The 19,745-nt window shown below is 47.6% G+C and carries 18 protein-coding genes; 15 read left to right on the top strand and 3 right to left on the bottom strand.

Annotated elements, in window-relative coordinates; all coding sequences use genetic code 11:
• Nucleotides 1-46 precede the first annotated feature (46 nt).
• The 5 genes from ACLJZ5_RS07935 to iraD all read left to right on the top strand — a co-directional run bounded on the left by ACLJZ5_RS07935 (nt 47) and on the right by iraD (nt 5,179).
• Nucleotides 47-1,351, top strand: a complete 1,305-nt coding sequence (locus ACLJZ5_RS07935) for an MFS transporter (protein WP_000784371.1) — start codon at nt 47-49, stop codon at nt 1,349-1,351.
• Between the two features lie 396 nt (nt 1,352-1,747).
• Entirely contained in the window at nt 1,748-2,626 is an 879-nt protein-coding gene (locus ACLJZ5_RS07930; protein WP_023138734.1) for a carbon-nitrogen hydrolase family protein, read from the top strand.
• 38 nt (nt 2,627-2,664) lie between these two features.
• Entirely contained in the window at nt 2,665-3,588 is a 924-nt protein-coding gene (locus ACLJZ5_RS07925; protein WP_000540892.1) for a polysaccharide deacetylase family protein, read from the top strand.
• Between the two features lie 725 nt (nt 3,589-4,313).
• Nucleotides 4,314-4,799, top strand: coding sequence for an Hcp family type VI secretion system effector (locus tag ACLJZ5_RS07920; protein WP_024797627.1), 486 nt, complete (start codon nt 4,314-4,316; stop codon nt 4,797-4,799).
• On the top strand, nt 4,799-5,179 hold the full coding sequence (gene iraD / locus ACLJZ5_RS07915) for an anti-adapter protein IraD (protein WP_023205443.1): 381 nt from the start codon (nt 4,799-4,801) through the stop codon (nt 5,177-5,179). The genes ACLJZ5_RS07920 and iraD overlap by 1 nt, the downstream gene beginning before the upstream one ends.
• A gap of 134 nt (nt 5,180-5,313) precedes the next feature.
• Here the strand turns inward: iraD and ACLJZ5_RS07910 are convergent, their stop codons facing one another.
• A complete protein-coding gene (locus ACLJZ5_RS07910; protein ID WP_024797628.1) occupies nt 5,314-6,798 on the bottom strand; it encodes an NAD-dependent phenylacetaldehyde dehydrogenase in 1,485 nt (494 codons plus the stop codon).
• A 161-nt stretch (nt 6,799-6,959) separates the two neighbouring features.
• On the opposite strand from ACLJZ5_RS07910, the gene ACLJZ5_RS07905 reads away from it, so the two are divergent.
• The 4 genes from ACLJZ5_RS07905 to ACLJZ5_RS07890 all read left to right on the top strand — a co-directional run bounded on the left by ACLJZ5_RS07905 (nt 6,960) and on the right by ACLJZ5_RS07890 (nt 10,893).
• Nucleotides 6,960-8,261, top strand: a complete 1,302-nt coding sequence (locus ACLJZ5_RS07905) for an NAD(P)/FAD-dependent oxidoreductase (RefSeq protein WP_024797629.1) — start codon at nt 6,960-6,962, stop codon at nt 8,259-8,261.
• 14 nt (nt 8,262-8,275) lie between these two features.
• Nucleotides 8,276-8,650 carry a cupin domain-containing protein gene (locus ACLJZ5_RS07900; RefSeq protein ID WP_000542984.1) on the top strand — a complete coding sequence of 125 codons (375 nt, stop codon included), beginning with the start codon at nt 8,276-8,278 and terminating at the stop codon, nt 8,648-8,650.
• Between the two features lie 208 nt (nt 8,651-8,858).
• Nucleotides 8,859-10,358 (top strand): APC family permease, encoded by a 1,500-nt coding sequence (locus ACLJZ5_RS07895; RefSeq protein WP_000475960.1) that lies wholly within the window; start codon nt 8,859-8,861, stop codon nt 10,356-10,358.
• Entirely contained in the window at nt 10,336-10,893 is a 558-nt protein-coding gene (locus ACLJZ5_RS07890) for a DUF3156 family protein (RefSeq protein WP_000100107.1), read from the top strand. Before ACLJZ5_RS07895 ends, ACLJZ5_RS07890 begins: the two co-directional genes overlap by 23 nt.
• Nucleotides 10,894-10,996: 103 nt before the next feature.
• On the opposite strand, the gene ACLJZ5_RS07885 is transcribed toward ACLJZ5_RS07890, so the two are convergent.
• The gene (locus ACLJZ5_RS07885) at nt 10,997-11,680 is read right to left on the bottom strand and encodes a helix-turn-helix transcriptional regulator (RefSeq protein ID WP_023232630.1); all 684 of its coding nucleotides are present in this window, start codon (nt 11,678-11,680) and stop codon (nt 10,997-10,999) included.
• Between the two features lie 511 nt (nt 11,681-12,191).
• Here ACLJZ5_RS07885 and ACLJZ5_RS07880 point away from each other — a divergent pair.
• The gene (locus ACLJZ5_RS07880; protein WP_024797630.1) at nt 12,192-13,376 is read left to right on the top strand and encodes an anaerobic sulfatase maturase; all 1,185 of its coding nucleotides are present in this window, start codon (nt 12,192-12,194) and stop codon (nt 13,374-13,376) included.
• A gap of 68 nt (nt 13,377-13,444) precedes the next feature.
• Nucleotides 13,445-15,184 carry an arylsulfatase gene (locus tag ACLJZ5_RS07875; RefSeq protein WP_024797631.1) on the top strand — a complete coding sequence of 580 codons (1,740 nt, stop codon included), beginning with the start codon at nt 13,445-13,447 and terminating at the stop codon, nt 15,182-15,184.
• Nucleotides 15,185-15,231: 47 nt separating this feature from the next.
• On the opposite strand, the gene ripR is transcribed toward ACLJZ5_RS07875, so the two are convergent.
• Nucleotides 15,232-16,110: an itaconate degradation transcriptional regulator RipR gene (gene ripR, locus ACLJZ5_RS07870; protein WP_023219201.1), complete on the bottom strand. Its 879-nt coding sequence runs from the start codon at nt 16,108-16,110 to the stop codon at nt 15,232-15,234.
• A 91-nt stretch (nt 16,111-16,201) separates the two neighbouring features.
• Between ripR and ripC the strand changes: the two genes are divergently transcribed.
• The 4 genes from ripC to ACLJZ5_RS07850 all read left to right on the top strand — a co-directional run bounded on the left by ripC (nt 16,202) and on the right by ACLJZ5_RS07850 (nt 19,389).
• Complete coding sequence (gene ripC / locus ACLJZ5_RS07865; protein ID WP_024797632.1) at nt 16,202-17,044, top strand: itaconate degradation C-C-lyase RipC; 843 nt, start codon at nt 16,202-16,204, stop codon at nt 17,042-17,044.
• Nucleotides 17,045-17,066: 22 nt separating this feature from the next.
• Complete coding sequence (gene ripB, locus ACLJZ5_RS07860) at nt 17,067-17,594, top strand: (R)-specific enoyl-CoA hydratase RipB/Ich (RefSeq protein ID WP_001094310.1); 528 nt, start codon at nt 17,067-17,069, stop codon at nt 17,592-17,594.
• A 24-nt stretch (nt 17,595-17,618) separates the two neighbouring features.
• Nucleotides 17,619-18,944: an itaconate CoA-transferase RipA/Ict gene (gene ripA / locus ACLJZ5_RS07855; protein WP_077914056.1), complete on the top strand. Its 1,326-nt coding sequence runs from the start codon at nt 17,619-17,621 to the stop codon at nt 18,942-18,944.
• 64 nt (nt 18,945-19,008) lie between these two features.
• Nucleotides 19,009-19,389, top strand: a complete 381-nt coding sequence (locus ACLJZ5_RS07850; RefSeq protein WP_024797634.1) for a VOC family protein — start codon at nt 19,009-19,011, stop codon at nt 19,387-19,389.
• Nucleotides 19,390-19,745: the final 356 nt, after the last annotated feature.

Raw genomic sequence — 19,745 nt, 5'->3', positions numbered from 1 at the left:
ACAGGTCAGACGGCGCGGAGCTAATGTTTTTTAACGAGGCTTTATCATGAAGATGACAAAATTAAGATGGTGGATTATCGGCCTGGTCTGCGTAGGGACCATCGTAAACTACCTGTCCCGTAGCTCGCTTAGCGTTGCGGCGCCAGCGATGATGAAAGAACTCCATTTTGATGAGCAACAATATTCCTGGGTGGTGAGCGCCTTCCAGCTTTGTTACACCATTGCGCAGCCGATCACCGGCTATTTGATGGATGTCATCGGACTGAAAATCGGCTTCTTTATCTTTGCCTTGTTGTGGTCGCTGATCAACATGGCGCACGCGCTGGCCGGCGGCTGGATAAGTCTGGCATTTCTGCGTGGTCTGATGGGGCTAACCGAAGCGTCAGCGATTCCTGCCGGGATTAAAGCCAGCGCCGAATGGTTCCCGACGAAAGAACGCGGTATTGCGGGGGGACTGTTTAATATCGGTACTTCGATTGGCGCGATGCTGGCGCCGCCGCTGGTGGTCTGGGCGATGCTGACCTTTGCTGATAGCGGCATCGGTACTGAAATGGCGTTTGTGATTACCGGTGGGATCGGCGTGCTGTTCGCCATCACCTGGTTCCTGATTTATAACTCGCCAAATAAACACCCGTGGATCACCCACAAAGAGCTGCGTTATATCGAAGACGGCCAGGAAAGCTATCTCCAGGACGATAACAAAAAACCGGCCGTTAAAGAGATCGTTAAAAAGCGTAACTTCTGGGCGTTGGCGATTACCCGTTTTCTGGCTGACCCGGCATGGGGAACGCTGAGTTTCTGGATGCCGCTGTATCTGATTAACGTGATGCATCTGCCGTTAAAAGAGATCGCCATGTTTGCCTGGTTGCCGTTCCTGGCGGCGGACTTTGGCTGCGTTGCAGGCGGTTTCCTGGCGAAGTTCTTCATGGAAAAGATGCACATGACCACGATCAATGCGCGTCGTTGTAGCTTTACCATCGGCGCTGTTTTGATGATTTCGATCGGTTTTGTCAGCATTACGACTAACCCGTATGTCGCCATTGCATTGATGAGTATTGGCGGTTTTGCGCACCAGACGCTGTCTACCGTCGTGATTACCATGAGCGCTGACCTGTTCAAGAAAAATGAGGTCGCGACGGTTGCCGGTCTGGCAGGATCTGCGGCGTGGATGGGACAGTTAAGCTTCAACCTGTTTATGGGGGCGTTGGTCGCTATTATCGGTTACGGCCCGTTCTTCATTGCACTCAGTCTGTTCGATATTATCGGCGCCATCATCCTGTGGGTACTGATTAAAGATCCGGAAAAGCACCACCCGCCAATGACGGAACAGCCGCTGGCGTCTCACCGCTAAAGCTGTCTCGGTTTCACAGGCCTGATAAGCGAAAGCGCTACCGGCCTCTAACGGCCACCTTCGGGTGGCCGTCTTCATTACCCTTATCGGTAAAAATACGTGTTGGTTTTATACCAGCGCGTTATCATTTAGTTTGCCTGATTATTTTTAGATGATGAAAATAATATTGTGGTAAGGGTTATTGTTTTTCGCCTGGATTTTTATCGACTCTCTGTCTCGCTGCGATCATCGATAAAGTCCCCTTTATGTAAATAAAGGTTCAATGCTTCTACTCTTTTCTCCATATATTTTGCGCAGCTTCACAAAAAATAACCTGATGTCGTAATGTCCGCTCCCTAATATTCTCCATGCGCTATACGTTAATTTAAGTTTAAATTTCATGCCGGGGATATCACGATGTCACGTAATTTTACTGTTTCAGCTTGTCAGTATATTGTTACTGAAATAAACACTTTTGAAGATTTCATAACAAAGGTAAGGGTGCTTCTTAATAAAAGTCAGGGGGCTGATGTCGTTATCTTCCCGGAGCTATTTACCATTGAGCTATTTACACTATTGAAAAAATGGCAAGAAAGACCCATTTCACACCTAACTTTAATTGATCAGTTTACGGATGCCTATAAGCAGCTTTTTCAACAGGAAGCGAAAGAAAGAGGACAGTTCATTATTGCTGGCTCTCATCTGGAGCAGACTGGAGCAGATCGCTATGAGAATGTTGCGCATATATGGGGACCCGATGGCGAACATTATGCTCACAGTAAGACGCATATCTTCCCGGCTGAACGGGGTTGGTATACTCAGGAAGGCGATAAAATGGCTGTTTTTCAACTGCCATTTGCTAAGGTGGGTTTTAATATTTGTTATGAAGCAGAAATACCGGAGTGTGCTGCGACGCTGGCGGAACAGGGTGCAGAGTTAATTTTAACGCCTTCCGCTACGTTTACTGAACAGGGATTTTGGCGAGTCAGGCATTGTTGCCACGCACGTTGTATTGAAAATCAAATTTATCTTGTTCACTGTTGCCTGGGCGGAAACCCGGGCGGGCCACTGCCAGGCTGCTGGGCCCGAAGTTCAATTTTAAGCCCCTGTGATGTCGTGTGGAAAAATCCACAAGGTATTATCGCAGAGGCGCACGTCAATCAAGAGGATGTCATTTCAGGAGAAATTAACCTCGATGTTCTATATGAAAATAGACTTGGTGGGGCAGCAACAACGTTCAAGGACAGACGCAGAAAAGCAGGCATATATAATATCTGGCCATCACACATTAAATAACAGAATGTGTCCCTTCTATGTATTAGCTGGAGGTCGTTATGGGATATTTAAAATTACCTGAGGGTAAAAGGATTGCGGTCAATCTTGGTGTCGATGTAGATGCTCAGTCTTTATGGCTGGGCGGATTTAATCGACCGTCGCCATCCTTTATGTCACGAGGAGAGTTTGGTGCACAAGTTGGCGTACCAAGGCTTCTGAAATTGTTCAAAGAAAATAATATCAAAACCACCTTTTTTATTCCCGGACACACTGTAGACACCTTCCCGGAAATCAGTAAAGCGATTTTTGATGCCGGGCATGAAATCGCTCACCATGGCTACTATCATGAAAACCCGACGCTGGTGAATCGTGATACAGAGCGCCGACTAATGGATCTGGCGTTCGCCTGTTATAAAAGACATTTCGGCATACGTCCTGTGGGATACCGTTCTCCCTATTGGGATTATAGCGAGAATACGCTGGATCTTCTGGAGGAAGCCGGTTTTCTCTATGACAGTAGCCTGATGGCGAGAGATCTTGTGCCTTACCATCCTCAACGTTGGCAGGTGAATTGGGAGACGGGAAATATCGCAGGCCCGGCCAGCGCGATTCTGGAAATTCCTGTTAGCTGGTATCTGGATGATTTTCCCGCACTGGCGTATACCGGCAACCAGGAGGGGATGAGCGATACTGACGGTGTTCTGCGACGCTGGAAGGATATTTTTACCTATGCTTATAACCATCAGGAAAACGGTTTATATGCGATGGCCCTTCATCCGCAGATAATCGGTCATGGGCATCATATGATGATGTTGTCACGCTTGATTGAACATATTAAAGGGCATGATGGCGTATGGTTTGCAACCTGTGAAGAGATAGCCAGTGTCTGGGTGGATGACGAAGAGGATCGACAAAAAATGCTCCGTCCTGATGTTCGTGGCGTAGCGCCGGTTCCGGATGATTATGGCTGGCCGGGCAAATGATATCACCTCATGACAATGTTAATATCAGTCGGGTAACGGATTACCCGGGCAGAAGTTACCTGTTTGCCCGCTTGTTAATGCATATTGTCCATCAGAAAGGGAGACTATCCCGGGACGTATAAAATCTTTTTTATTTCGGTCAAAACGTTAATCAACGAGAATAGTTTGTTTTTTGATTTAAATCATTTTTTAGTGTTCACAGGAAAATAAGCAAATAGTATTTATAATGTGAGTATTAAGAAAAATAAAATTTCCATAGTGATTAATTTTTATTTAACGCTTTGATTTTTAATGTTTTTGTATGTGTTAATTGATGTAAATCAATTTGGATTTTTTTATTAAATAAGTAAAAATTAAGTTGATATTTGCTTTTTGATGTGTTTTTTATATATAGCTGATTATTATTCTGAAATGTCAATTTTTGAATAACGACGCTGTGATACCGGCACCAGGGATACTTTGCGATAAAAGGGATTGAATATGGCAGAGAGCGTTCAGTATAACCTCAATTGTATTTGGCCACAGTGGGCCAAAACCTTCTATTGCATTGCAACCAGCGGAATAACGTTCATCAGACGTGGGTAAACGTTGGCAAAATCCCTGCAAACCTGGCGCTTTTCACGCTGTGTTTTTTGGTCGTTGCGCTTTTAATAAGAGTCACAAGCGTTGGCCGCCGATATTCGTCTGGCTGCTGAACTGCCACTTGATCAACAAGGAGATAAATCATGGATGCGATTTTTTTAAAGCTCGACAATATCAAAGGCGAAAGCCAGGTTGAAGGCTTTGAAGATCAGATAGAGATCATGTCTTATAGCCACAATGTGGCAATGCAGGTAAATAACGATGTTAGCCTCACGGAGCGGACCTCCGGGCGCGCGCATGTTGGTGAAATGTCGCTCACCAAATTTGTCGACCTCGCCACGCCTGTGCTCAATGAGTACTGCTGTAGCGGGAGGCTAATTAGAACCGCGGTGCTGACGTTGTGCCACAATGACGGCGGCAAAATGCGGTCGCTTATCGTTTATACCCTGACAAACGTGCTGATATCACAACTCAGTGTTAGCGGCGGCGCCGGCGGTAAGCCGGTGGAAACGATGTCGCTGAACTTCACGAAAATCAAATGGCAAATCACTGCCGAGAAATCAGACGGCGCTCAACAGGAGTCCAGAACGTCAGTATGGGATCTGGCGATGGACCAGATAGGGAAATGATGATGACGCCAACCATTCCGGTCGCGCTATTCGACAGGCTCTTGGTTGAGGGGATAAGCCCACATGAATTGGTACGCCGCAAATTAATGTGTTTATTCAACTCTTGCGCCGTGCCAGGTGGCGAGACATTACCGCCGCTGCTCACTCGGGGTATGCCGGAATGGCACGAGGTGAATGTGGGTGACAAACGGGTTCTCAACTGGTTTTGCCGTGAGCTTCGCGCTGCTATTTTACGTTATGAACCGAGCATCAACATGCTGAAAGTCAGTGTAAAAGATGCCTATCATCAGACGCTGGCGTTGTCTTTGGAAGCGATGTTACAGGATGAGTCTGAACCGTTAAGACTGGAGATAGCCTACTCTAACGGTAGATGGCGCTAGTAATGCAGGAAGGAACGCCGGGCCGGGCGTTTAACATTACCCACAAGCAATAAAACGCAGCGAACGAACCTGATAATCAGGCAGACAGTCCACCTTTCGGTATGGTTGATCTGCCTGCATCATTTTCAGGATGGTTAATAACGGACCATGACCGATTTAAGTTCGGTATAGTCATCAATAAACGCGCTGCCAAATTCACGACCAATGCCCGATCCTTTCATCCCTCCAAAGGGTACCGCGGGATCGAGGAAGGTATGCATATTGACCCACACCATGCCAGCATCAATATCTTCAGCGTAGCGTAATGCCTTAGACATATTTTCCGACCACACACTTGCAGCAAGGCCGAATGGCGAAGCGTTGATATGCGAAAGCGCCTCTTTTTCATTCTGATAACCGATAAAGCTACAGACAGGGCCAAAGGTCTCCTCGTGCATCAGCGTACTGTTTTTACTACGCACTTTTACCGCCGTCGGCTGTAAAAAGTACCCTTCGCCGGGTAAAGTTTCACCGCCGTAAACAATAGTATCCCCTTCTTCCCGTGCGCGTTGAATCAGATGCAGCACTTTTTCAAGCTGAACCTGATTCGCCAGCGGGCCCATCACCGTTTTTTCATCTAAAGGGGAGCCGGGCACGATCTCCGATAACCGTTGCCTGAGGAGCGCCATGACCGTATCCAGTTTTTCCTGGGGCAGATAAAAACGCTCTGCGGCAGCACAAATCTGTCCTTGATTCAGATAACCGGCTTCAAGAATACCGTTGACCATGGCTTGTGCCGTGAGATCATTGAGAAACAGCGCCGCATTTTTCCCTCCCAGTTCGAGGGTAACGCGTTTTCCTGACGATGTTGCCGAACGCCGGACTTTCTCACCTGTCGCAACTGACCCGGTGAAACTCACTTTGGCGCAATCTGGATGCGCGATCAGCTGTTGCGCTATCTCACCGCCAGCACCGTTTACCACGTTAATTACGCCATCAGGGAAACCTGCCTCTTTAGCCAGTTCAGCAACTCGCAGCAGTGTCAGCGGGGTATATTCACTTGGTTTAATGACGATGGTGCAGCCACATACCAGCGCTGCGGCCAGTTTCCAGATAGCAATCATAATTGAGAAATTCCACGGCACAATACCGACGACCACGCCAATGGGTTGGCGTTGGGTAAACGCTGTGTATCTCTCTTCTCCCATTGATGGCAGGGAGACATTCAGCGTTTCACCGGTTATTTTTCCTGCCCAACCGGCAAAGTAACGCAGGAAGGCCACTGACTGATCGAGTTCAAGACCGCGCGACAGCATAATCGTTTTACCTGAACAGACGCTTTCCAGTTGAGCTAACTCTTCACGATGAGCGGCAAGAGTATCAGCCAGTTTCAGCAGTAATGCGCCGCGTTGTAACGTTGGCATTTTACGCCAGACATCAAACGCCCGTCTGGCGCTCTGCATGGCCTCTTCTGCCTGCGCAGGGGTTGCCGACACAACGTCGGCGATGATTTTGCCGGTGGCTGGATTAGTGACCGAAAAGTTCGTGCCGTTTCCGGCCTGACGTTCACCTGCAATAAATTGTCCGTGTCGTTGGCGTAAAAAAGTCGTTACTTCGGCAAGTAATGTCACATCGCTCATCAGAAGTGCCTGTAGGTCAGGAATGTACGTTTTTCCATCCCAACATACTTTTTCGGAACTGAATATCGTTCCAAAGAACGTCATTCTTCCGGACGATATTTTGTAAAACGTTACCGTGCTGTGATAGCGGTCTTAGTCAAGCGTGATGACAAGGTAACGCGATGAATACAAAAATCGATGCGTTGAATTACTACAGCGCGACGAAAAAATACCCGTTGCATTTTCCTGCTCTGCAAGAGGATATTGATGCCGATGTGGTGATCATTGGCGGTGGCTTTTCAGGCATCAATACCGCGCTGGAACTGGCGGAGCAGGGGATCACTAATGTTGTCGTTCTGGAAGCCCGTCATCTTGGGTATGGCGGCACCGGACGAAACGGCGGTCAGGTGATGGCCGGTATAGGTCACGACATCGAAGTCGTTAAAAAATATGTAGGCGCAGCGGGAATGGAGACGCTGTTTAAAATCTCGAACCTCGGCGCGGGTATTATTCGGGAGCGAATTCGTAAATACCATATTGATGCTGATTTTGTCCCCGGATATGGTTATCTGGCCTACAACCAGCGGCAGTTAAAAACGCTGCAACAATGGGAAAAAGAATTCAAAGCCGCTACGCCGGAAGACGATATTGAACTCTATACCGGTAAAGACGTGCAGCAGGTTATCGGTTCCGACGTCTACTGCGGTGTTCTCAAGCATATGGGGGGAGGGCATGTCCACTCGCTGAATTTATTGCTGGGCTCCGCTCAGGCTGCGAATTCGCTGGGGGTGAAGATATTCGAATATTCACCTGTGGTTGAGGTCAGTTACGGTAAAACTGTGCGGGTACGTACTGCGATGGGCAGCGTAAAAGCGGCCAAATTGCTGTGGGCCTGTGATAGCTTTCTCAATAATCTGGAACCAGAAATTTATAAGAAAACGCTGGTTACTTATTCTTATCAGGTCTCTACAGAACCTCTCTCCAGCGAGCTTGTTGAGCGGATCAGTCCCTTGCGCGGGGCTTTTAGTGATATCCGCCCGGTGATAAATTACTACCGTCTCACAAAAGAAAACCGTCTGCTGTTTGGCAGCGCCACAAGGTTTCTTGAATATACCCCGCACGATTTTGCTGCCTGGAACCGCACTCTGTTGACGGAGGTCTTCCCTTATTTGAAAGACGTTAAAATCGATTTTGCCTGGGGCGGACCGATGGCCTGTAGCGCGAATCTGTTTCCGCAGATTGGCACGCTTCGTGAACACAATAATGTTTTTTATGTTCAGGGTTATTCCGGATTTGGCGTCACGCCTTCCCATATTGTATGCAAAATCCTGGCCGAAGGAATAAATGGCGGTTCCGAGCGGTATCGTCTGATGAGTAGCATTCCCCACGCGACAATTTATGGTCGCGACAGTCTACGTCTATTGCTGGTCAGTGCGGGAAAACTGATACATCAAACAGCCGGTTTCTGGAAAGGCCGGAATTAACCAGGAGAACATTAATGCACGCTTTTAAACTCAATCAACCTGTTCCTGAATTACAGCCAGTCGGGAGTGTCAGCCTGTTAGGGGCGTTGCCAACAGAAGGCGATCCCCAGGTCGCCGTTGCGATGATTTACGGTAAACCTGAGGATGTATTTACCTGTGGACTGTTTTCATCGACCCGCGGCGGTTTCACGATGATTTATCCCTTTACCGAGCACGCAACCGTGCTGGAAGGGGAAGTGGAACTCACTGTCGCTGGTCAGGAACCGATACGTTTTTCACCGGGCGATAGTTGGTTTGTTGAACAGGGAACCGAAGTGGCATGGAAAGTTTTAACGCCCCGTTTTGTAAAACATTATCTGGCAAACGTTGAAAGCCACAAACAGGGTTGAATCCTTTAATTGTTCGTCAGTAGCGTTGGCATCACTGGGGAGAATAACGCGCTCCCCACTTGCTATTAGCGCATGCGGGGACGGCGTCACAACGTTATTTACCGTTATCCCTCTTCAGGACGATACCTGTTAGATACGGTGCCTGCCATAAATAAGCGTTATTCCGGAGCGGTAATTTATTGTTGTAATAATAGTGAAGAGGTTGACCATGTTTAAAAACAGACTTGCCAGCCATCTTGAACGTGGCGTTATTGGTTTCCCCACGACGCTTGCCAGCTCCGTCGGGCTGATTATGGCAAGCCCGGTGATCCTGACCGTGACCAGTGGTTTTGGCTCAGGGGGAGATACCTTTGCCCTTGCGGTATTACTGGCATTTATTATGATGCAAGCGCAGATTACCACCTTTGCCGAAGCGGCAACGCTCATTCCCACGACTGGCTCCGTCTACGACTATATCTCCTGCGGGATGGGGCGTTTTTTCGCTATCACCGGTGCGCTTTGCGCTTACCTGATCGTACACATTTTTGCCGGCACGGCAGAAACCATTCTCGCTGGCGTCATGGCGCTGGTGAACTTTGAGTCCGTTAGCGAACACGTGGCCATGCAGCACAATACCTGGATGGTTGGCGTCGGCATGGTAGTGGTTTTCGGGTTACTGAATGCCATTGGTGTTGAAGTATTTGGCAAGGTGGAAGTATTTCTTACTTTCGGTATGTGGACTACCCTGACCATCTTCGGTTTATGCGGGATCCTATTATCCCCGGTCACTCATCATTCCGGGTGGTTTGGTGCACCGCTTGATGTCAGTAATCTTTCTGGTCTGTTTGGTTATATTGGCATGGCGATGTTTATGTTCGTCGGTTGTGAACTGGTCACGCCAATGGCGCCGGAAATTAAAAAAGCGCATCGTACGATCCCCAGAGCGATGGCGCTTGGCCTTTTAGCGGTGGCAGGTTGTATGTTCCTCTATGGTGCTGCGATTAACCGGCAGGTAAATAATGTGGTTGTCGATGCGGCAAACCATATCTTTTTACTGGATACGCCGATGGCTATTCCCGCCTTTGCCAATCGTGTCATGGGACATGTCGGGCAATACTGGCTGGGCGTGGGGTTGTTGTTAGCGGGATGTGCGACGATTAATACGCTGATGGCGGCAGTACCGCGTATTATATACGGCATGGCGCTGGACGGCGCTTTGCCGCGGTTTCTGACCTGGTTGCACCCCCGCTTTAAAACACCGGTCATCGCCATCGCATTCGGTGTTGCGATTCCCTGTTTACATGCCTGGTATCTGAACGGTGATATCGACCACATTGTTCCGCTGATCCTCGCTGCGGTCTGCGCCTGGGGAGTCGCTTATCTGCTGGTAACGTTATCGGTCGTTATCTTACGTATTCGGCGCCCCGATTTACCACGCGCTTACCGGGCCCCCTGGTTTCCCTTACCTCAGATTATTTCGAGCGTGGGTATTATTATCGCCATTATTAATATCGCGCCTCCAGGAATGAACAGTCGGGATGTACTTATACCATTCGGTATTATGCTTGGATTGACTGCCGCCTATGCCTTATTCTGGACATTATGTGTGCAACGGGTTAATCCTTTCCTCCCGCTTCCGGTAGAAGAGGTCGTGGAACGGGCGATGGGCAATTATGAAAAGCGAAACAATGAAGAGATGACGCCAGATGTCCTCCGTCCCCTGGTTTAAGAGCACATTAATGAACATGGTGTTACGTGATTTGAGCGGCTGGCGTTGTGAAAAATTGACCGAACATAGCGCCGTGCTGCATCTGAATGCATTTACCCAGGTTATCTGCCATGTTCAGCAAAAACGGTTATTCATGGCCAGTATTCACAGTTGTGAATTCAGGGTGAAAGGCACAATCAATTATCCTTTGCAGGGTAAAATTCGCGCTCATCAGCCCGGATGGCTGAAACGTTATCCCGTCATTTTTACTGGCAGTAAAAGTACCGCCGGGCTGATTAGCTATCTTAATCGTTTCCCCAATTTACAACAGGCTCTGAGTGAACTGGATTATCGTCGGTTTACTCTGGTTTTACATCATAAGGAATGGTATTGCAGCATTGAGCTATGGGCTGCTAGCGAAGTGGTTTGTAAAATGCCGCCGCTGCGCCGTTATCTGCGGCTTGAGCGGCACCAGCGTGTTCTTCTGCTTAGTGTGATAAATATGATCAATCAGGCCATGAATCAATGGCTGCAACAGGATACCGACGCCAGATAATATGACATTTTATTGCGGCATCAGCTCAGAGAGTGGTATTAATTTAGGCATATATGACAATGGGGAAAAGACCCGCAATTGACGCGGGTGAAAAAGAACGCTTTCACATATGCTGTGAATGTTGTACCGAGGACATTCTGGTTCGGGAAACCAGTTCCGTGCGATTTATCACTTCAGTTTTAGCAAAAATATTACGTAAATGCGTTTTCACTGTTGAGAGAGAAATATTCAACTGACGGGCAATCAATTTGTTGCTGGCCCCTTCGCAGACCATTCCCACAATTTCACGCTCTTTGGCGGTCAATATTGACGCCAGATTGTTGTCTTCCTGAAGAGAATCATGAATTGCCAGTCCCAGTAATGGTTGTACTGCCTGGGCTCGTAAACGCTCTTCGCTGGAAAAAGGTATATCGCGCATTAATGAAATGCCCGCGATAATACGATGGCCCCGACGAATAAAGATCTCAATCATGTCGCACACATGATTAGGTAGCATAAATTCATGATAATAATGGCGATGACGGGCACAGATACCGGGCGTCATCGTCGCTACGGTAACAACCTGTTGGCCGAACCGGGAAGGCGATAGCGGGTCTAATGGTTGAAAATGCTCCAGATATTGTTGGTGTGTGCTATTGGAAATGTTATGTAAAACATAGGCTTCCGGCTTTAAATAAGCATTAACACGATAAAAAACCGCCGACGACAGAGGAATGAGTTGCGCAATGCTCTGTAAACAATGGAGAGTGATCCCGTCATTATGGCCAGTAGTTGATAAGGCTGACATGTTATCTCCTTCCATCCGGATGAGCGCGCCGGGACGCAGTAAAATAGTGGTATGTTGAAACATACAATTTACATTCAGTTAACACAATCATTCACATGTTAATAATGTGACGTGTGTTGCGATATTTTTTATAACCGATTGAAAATAAATGTTTTTAATTTGAATCTTGTCTGGATTTCTAAAAAATAATTAAAAATTATTAATATAATTTTTTTCTGTCGCGGTTGACTCATCTCCTGAAAATGCCGTGGGTTCTCGTCCTTCAGGACGATATTCTTTTGAGACGCCTGTTCTATGATTTTCTGTAATAGCGCAGGTTAACAGAGACTTAATTTCTGGTTCAGACAGGATTTGCTAAATAACGTTTCAATAGCGTCATGCGCTATGCAGAAAACCGGCGTATCAATAGATAAAGCTTGCTTTCGGCATTCTGCCCGCAGCGCCAGACGAACGCTATTGCGAAATGTGAGTCATGTCTCCGCATCAGAAATGATAATTACAGGACAGAATAATGTTGAATCTCAACACATTACGGCAACAACAAATCCCCGTAATGACTGAATATCGCGCGCAGATACCCTTTCATATTCTGGCAAAACCCATAGGCCCTGCGTGTAATCTGGCCTGCCGCTATTGTTATTACCCACAGGGCGAAACGCCCGTAGAAAAAATGAATGAATCAACGCTGGAGGTTTTTATTTGTCGCTATATTGCGGCGCAACCTGCCAGTGCGCGTGAAATTAATTTTGTCTGGCAAGGCGGTGAACCGCTTTTAGCCGGAATCGGTTTTTATAAAAAGGTAATAGCGCTTCAACAACGATATGCGCCTGACGGCGTGACGATCAGTAATAGTCTGCAAACGAACGCGACGTTGTTAAACGATGCCTGGTGTCGTCTGTTTCGCGACAATAATTTTACTATTGGCATCAGTCTTGAGGGCAGTGAAGACTTGCAAAATTACCATCGTCCGGGCAAACGCGGCGAGTCCAGTTATCCGGCGGTGTTGCGGGGAATCACATTGTTACAACACTATCGAGTCGATTTTAACGTACTGATTGTCGTGCATGATGACATGGCTCGCCATGCGGCAGCCATCTACGATCATGTTGTTAGCCTTGGCGCTCGTTATCTGCAATTTCAGCCACTGATGAACGAAGGCAACGCCCTACAGCAACGTTACCAATTGAGTGCGGATAACTGGGGACGTTTCATGATTGATATCTGGCGTCAATGGCGCAAACGCGGCGATATGGGACGGGTTTTTGTGATCAACATTGAACAGGCATGGGCACAATATTTTACGCATATCAGCGCCACCTGTGTCCACTCCGCCCGCTGCGGCACGAATCTGGTCATGGAGCCGGACGGCAAACTCTATGCCTGCGATCATCTGATTAATAGCCAGCATTACCTGGGACAGCTTGCTAATAATACGTTAGCGCCAGCCGTAGATTCCGCAACCCGGCTTCCCTTTGGTATTAAGAAAAGCCAGCGCCGGGAGTGTCAACGGTGTTCTGTGAAAATAGTCTGCCAGGGAGGCTGCCCCGCACATATCAACAGTGCCGGCTACAACCGACTTTGTAGCGGCTATTACTCTTTTTTCACGGAGATTCTGGCTCCGCTACGCGCCTGGCCCCGGAATCTGAATGGACTGAAAGCCTGGTGTGCTGACGTTATGGGTAGATTTTCGGGCTGATGGTCCCTCTTGCTGCATTTGCTCGCCGCTCTTGTACAACATCCGTAGTCTGAAATGGGGAATAAGCCGTGAAAAAACAAGTAACACTTGCCACACTCAGCATTATCTTCTCCGGTACGGCGCACAGTACGCAAAACGAACGTCCTGATATTATCGTGATTATCGCTGATGATATGGGATATTCTGATATCACTCCCTTCGGTGGGGAAATCCCAACGCCTAATTTGCAGGCGATGGCTGAGAACGGCGTGCGGATGAGTCAATATTACACGTCTCCCATGTCTGCTCCCGCCCGTGCGATGCTATTAACCGGGAACACCAGTCAGCAAGCGGGTATAGGCGGTATGTGGTGGTATGAAAATACCATAGGTAAGGAAGGCTATGAATTGCGCCTGACTGATCGGGTGACGACCATGGCTGAACGCTTTAAAGATGCTGGTTACAATACGCTGATGGCGGGTAAATGGCATCTTGGTTTTACGCCAGGCTCGACGCCAAAAGATCGGGGCTTTCGTCATTCTTTCGCCTTGATGGGGGGAGGCGCCAGTCACTTTGATGATGCCGTGCCGCTGGGAACCGTGGAGATATTTCATACCTATTATACCCGTGACAATCAGCGCATTTCACTGCCCTCCAGTTTTTACTCCAGCGAAGCCTATGCCAGCCAGATTAATCGCTGGATCAGCGAGACGCCACGGGAACAACCTATCTTCGCGTGGTTGGCCTTTACTGCGCCACATGATCCTCTGCAGGCGCCGGATGAATGGATTAGTCGTTTTAAAAGTCAGTATGAACAGGGCTATGCAGACGTCTATCGTCAGCGTATTGCTCGTTTGAAGAAACTGGGTTTCCTGCGTGATGACATACCTCTGCCAGGACTGGAACTTGATAAAGAATGGCAGGCGATGACCCCGGAACAGCAGAAATATACGGCGAAGGTGATGCAGGTTTACGCTGCTATGATCGCCAATATGGATGCACAGATTGGTACCGTTATTGAGACGTTAAAAAAGACCGGGCGCGATAAAAACACGATTCTGGTCTTCTTAAGTGATAATGGGGTGAATCCGGCAGAGGGCTTTCACTATGAATCTGAACCGGATTTTTGGAAGCAATTCGATAATCGTTACGAAAATATTGGTCGTAAAAATTCATTTATCTCTTATGGTCCCCACTGGGCTGATGTCAGCAATGCGCCTTATGGTCGCTATCACAAAACGACCAGCGGTCAGGGGGGAATTAATACCAGTTTTATGATTTCCGGTCCTGGTATCATCCATAATGGCGCCATAGATAACGCCACAATGGCGGCGTATGATGTCGCGCCCACGCTCTATGAATTTGCAGGTATTGATGCCAGTAAATCATTATCTGAAAGACAGACACTGCCAATGATCGGCGTGAGTTTTAAACGCTATCTGACCGGTGAAAGTCTGCACGCGCCTCGCACACAATATGGTGTTGAACTCCATAATCAGGCGGCCTGGATAGATGGGGAATGGAAATTGCGTCGTCTTGTCACGGTATTCCCACAGGCGGGTAATGCGCCATGGGAATTATTCAACCTGCAACGTGACCCCCTGGAAACGCATAATCTCGCAGCAGATTATGTGGATAAAGTGAAAATACTGAGCAGTGCATATGAGGCATTTGCAAAACAGACAATGGTGCTTTATGCCAAAGGCAAGCTTATCGATTATGTGGGTATCGACAGTAAAACCGGGCGTTATCTGGCTGTCGATCCACAGACATTGCAGCCAGTTCCTGCTCCGTTAGCGATTCCTTTAGACACAAAATCGGACCAATAATTATTGGTTACGTTTCAAATGATTATTCAACGCTCACATAACCGCATTCAGCCAGTGACTTTCAGGATGAAGTTTCTCAGCGTTGGCGATGTATCGCCGCGCCGGTATGCCAGAGCCAGCTTTGCGACGGGCATCTGGTCTGCAACGGGGCGGTATACTACTCCCTTGACATTAACCTGTCTCATTGAATCTGGAACCATCGACACACCCATCTCTGCCGACACAAGGTTAATGACTGACGAAATTTGCGGCACGAGTTGACCAATTTTCGGTTCAAAGCCCGCTTTACCGCAGGCCTCGATCACTGCGTCATAAAGCGACAGGCCGATTTCACGTGGGAAGAGTAAAAAAAACTCATCTTTGAGAGTCGAGAGTGCAATCTGTTTACACGCCGCAGCAGGATGCGTTTCTGCCAGCACAATAACCATCGGCTCTTCAGACAGTAACCTAAGCTGGAACCGTTCATTGCCTGTAAAACCGGGTCTCAGAAAGGCAACATCCAGCGATCCTTCATTCAATTCATCAGCCAGTTGGGTTGTATTTCCTTCCTCAAGCTGCAAACGAACGTCAGGATAAGCCCGCTTGAAAGTACGGATTGCGCCGGGCACCACACTGTTAAATGCCGCAGAGGCAGTAAAACCCACCCTTAACACGCCCGACTCCCCCCTGGCAACACGCTGCGCCGCCAGCACGGCTCTTGTCGCGGTAGCAGGCATCCCTTTAACAACATCATAAAATGCTTTTCCAGCCTCGGTTAATTCCGCGCCATGAGGCACTCTCCGGAATAGCTGCGCTCCCAGCTCTCTTTCCAGATCCTTAATCTGTTGGCTTAGCGGCGGCTGACCTATGCCTAATTTTGTCGCAGCCCGCGTGAAATGCCGCTCTTCAGCGACGGCGAGAAAATAGCGAATATGGCGCAGTTCCATCCTCATCTCCAAAAGCAATTAAGAATGGCACCATCATATATTGGAAGAATGAAACCGGCGAGCGCATAGTGAGGTTAACAGGAGGTGCAATATGCCCGATATTTCTCATACACCGACACGTAGCTGGCTTTTTACTCCAGCAATTCAACCAGAACGTTTCATAAAAGCAGTTGAAAGTGCGGCGGACATTTCTATTATCGATCTTGAAGATTCCGTCACCCCGAATGACAAGGCGCAGGCCCGGAAAATTGCGATGCAGTTCCTTTCATCCCGACCAAACTCATCGCTGAAAATAGCATTAAGAATTAATGGAATGAATACTCATGCTGGCATTGAAGACCTGCATATGTTACTGGAATGCCGTTTTTTTCCTGATTACATTATTCTTCCGAAAACAGAGTCAGCCGCGCACCTGCAAATCGTGGATAGTCTTATCATGATGGCTGGTTCTGATACTCGCCTTATTGGCATTATTGAGTCAGTTGTCGGGCTTAATGCCGTAGAGTCTATTGTGGACGCCACCCCCAGACTCTGCGGGTTGATGTTTGGCGCCGCAGATATGGCGGCTGACATTGGCGCCACACCCGCCTGGGAGCCTCTTGCGCTGGCGCGGGCCAGAATAGTGGCTGCCTGCGCTATGAAAGGGCTTCTTGCAATAGATGCTCCCTTCTTTGATATAGGCGATTTTTCAGGTCTGAAAGAGGAAACGCTGCAGGCGCTCAGTTTTGGTTTTTCTGCAAAATCGGCTATTCACCCCGCTCAGATTAGTGTAATCAACACCGCATTTACTCCTACAACGGCAGAAATTAATCATGCTCGTGCAGTACTGACAGAGAATGCCAAAGGCGTCGGGATCGTTAGCGGCATGATGATAGATGCAGCCGTTGCCCGTCAGGCCCGGAGATTACTCGCCCGGGCAGGGATCTTTTCCTGATTTTATAACAGAGGAATTGATTATGAACACGTTATTACCCGCTTATAAAACCATTAGCGAGGGGCGCTACCGAGAAATTTCGGGTCTTTACTGGGAGGATTTTTATCCCGGTGATGTTTTTGAACATCGTCCCGGCCGGACGGTTCTGGACGCCGATAATGTGTGGTTTACCCTGCTCACTCTCAATGTGCAGCCGGTCCATTTCGATTCGGCTTACGCCAGCAAAACGGAATGGAAAAAGTTACTGGTTGATTCAACGTTCACTCTGGCGCTTTTAACCGGTATGAGCGTGCGTACTGTCAGCGCCAGGGTCGTGGCCAATCTTGGCTGGGATAAGGTACAAGCCGTCCACCCGGTTTTCGCAGGGGATACACTTTATGCTGAAAGCACTGTACTTAGCAAACGCCTGTCAAATAGTCGCCCGGGACAAGGCATCGTTACCGTTCGGACATGTGGTATTAACCAGAATGGTGTAGAGGTCATGCGCTTCGAACGAACAATGTTAGTTTATTGCTGTGGATGTTCGCCTGAAGAAGACGCCGCTTATTGAGAAATCGCCCTGAGGTTTAGAGTCATGATGAATGTTAATGCAGCGTATGCCGAAAAATGCGTGACGCCTGACGAGGCGGTTACTTTAATTACCTCCGGCAGTCACCTCTCTATGGGAATGTTTGCAGCAGAGCCTCCAGCTTTGCTGAATGCGCTGGCAAAGCGAGCGAAAAGGGGAGAAATCAACGATCTGCGGGTTTACTGTTATGAAACAGCCAGCATTGCCGGGAACACTATTTTCCGTTATGAGCTAAGTGACTATATTCATCTCTACAGTATGTTTATTACCGGTATTGAACGGGCTTTAATACGTCAGGGGATTGAGAGTTCCGGGCGAAAAATAGTTAACTATGTTCCTTCAAATTTTCATCAGGCGACGCGATTACTGGCTGATGATATTGGTATTGATACTTTTATTCACACCGTGTCCCCTATGGATAAGTATGGTTATTTTAATTTTGGAACTGGAAACGATTATTCCACCCGGATTGCGAGGACAGCTAAAAAGCTTATTGTCGAAGTTAACAAATATATGCCGCGCGTTCATGGAGAAGGTGCTGCAATCCATATTTCAGAAATTGACGCCATTGTTGAAAACCATGTCCCTTTAATTGAATTACCAATACGTACTGCCGTAGCTGAAGATATTGCTATCAGTCAGATTATCGCCTCTCTTGTGCCAGATGGCGCTTGTCTCCAGATGGGGATCGGCGCATTACCGGAGCTCATCTGTAATGCGCTCAAGGAACATAATGATCTGGGGGTCCATACAGAGGCGCTGAATCCGGGGTTGGTTAGTTTGATTCAACAAGGCGTCGTTACCAACCAGCGTAAAAATATCGACCGGGGAATGTCTGTATTTACTTTTGCTATGGGACAAAAGGATATGTATGACTATCTCAACGACAACCCCTCTTTTTTTAGTCGGCCTGTCGATTATGTTAACGATCCGGGGATCATTGCGCAAAATGAGAATGTTGTCTCCATTAACGCTACCTTACAAATCGATCTCACTGGTGCCTGTAACTCTGAACATTTGCTTGGACACCAGTACAGCGCTTCAGGAGGGCAATTGGATTTTGTCAGAGGCGCATATGCATCTAAAGGAGGTCGTTCCATTATTACGACACGCTCAACGGCCGCGAATGATACGATTTCTCGTATTGTTCCCCGCCTTGAGGGGCCTGTAACAACCCCACGAACGGATACGCACTGGATAGTCACTGAATTTGGCTCCGTAAACCTGAAGGGGCTCTCTTCAACCGAGCGTGCGCTCAGGATCATTGAATTGGCGCATCCCAATTTTCGGCAGCAACTTAGAGTAGATGCAAAAAAAATGCATCTGATTTAAAAGTAGGTTAATGCTATTTTTTAATGTAGCATCCCCAAAATATAAACATCATGAGTCTATTCAAATGATAATTGACAGAATTGATCACCTTGTATTAACGGTATCTGATATATCAACCACAATAAGATTCTACGAAGAGGTACTTGGTTTTTCTGCGGTAACATTTAAGCAAAACAGAAAAGCGTTAATATTTGGAGCGCAAAAAATTAACCTCCATCAGCAAGAAATGGAGTTCGAACCAAAAGCGAGTAGACCAACGCCGGGATCTGCCGATTTATGTTTTATTACATCGACATCGATAAATGATGTTGTGTCTGAGATCTTACAGGCAGGCATTCCCATTGTTGAAGGCCCGGTTGAGAGAACTGGAGCCACAGGCGAGATAATGTCTATCTACATCAGGGACCCTGATGGAAACTTAATTGAAATTTCGCAGTATGTTTAATGTTAAAACTTACTATTACTGCCTTTATTATGATCACGCATCCGTTTATATTGGTCTAATGGAGATCATATGGCAATAATTTCTGGAAAGAGTCTATGTTCAAACTTATTGACTTGAAGACATCGAGGAATTCATAAGAAAGCGTAAAAAAGGAAAGGTGGTGCCGGACTCGGAATCATATCTAGGATTAACATGCTGTTTGTTATTGGTTTTGTTGGTATTTCTCGTAAACAGCGCCCCCACGAAGGCCCCCATAAAAAATCGCTTTGTTTTTGTGAGAGTTAACACGAAAAATAGGTGTTTAAAGGTAGGGCTTCGTTATATGTAGCGTCAACTCCACATATAACGAGTTCTAG

Source organism: Salmonella sp. 5800 (assembly GCF_046558195.1).
In the GTDB taxonomy this organism is placed as follows: Bacteria; Pseudomonadota; Gammaproteobacteria; order Enterobacterales; family Enterobacteriaceae; genus Salmonella; species Salmonella enterica.
The sequence above is the reverse complement of the archived record's forward strand: the minus strand, read 5'-3'. Positions and strand labels throughout refer to the sequence as shown.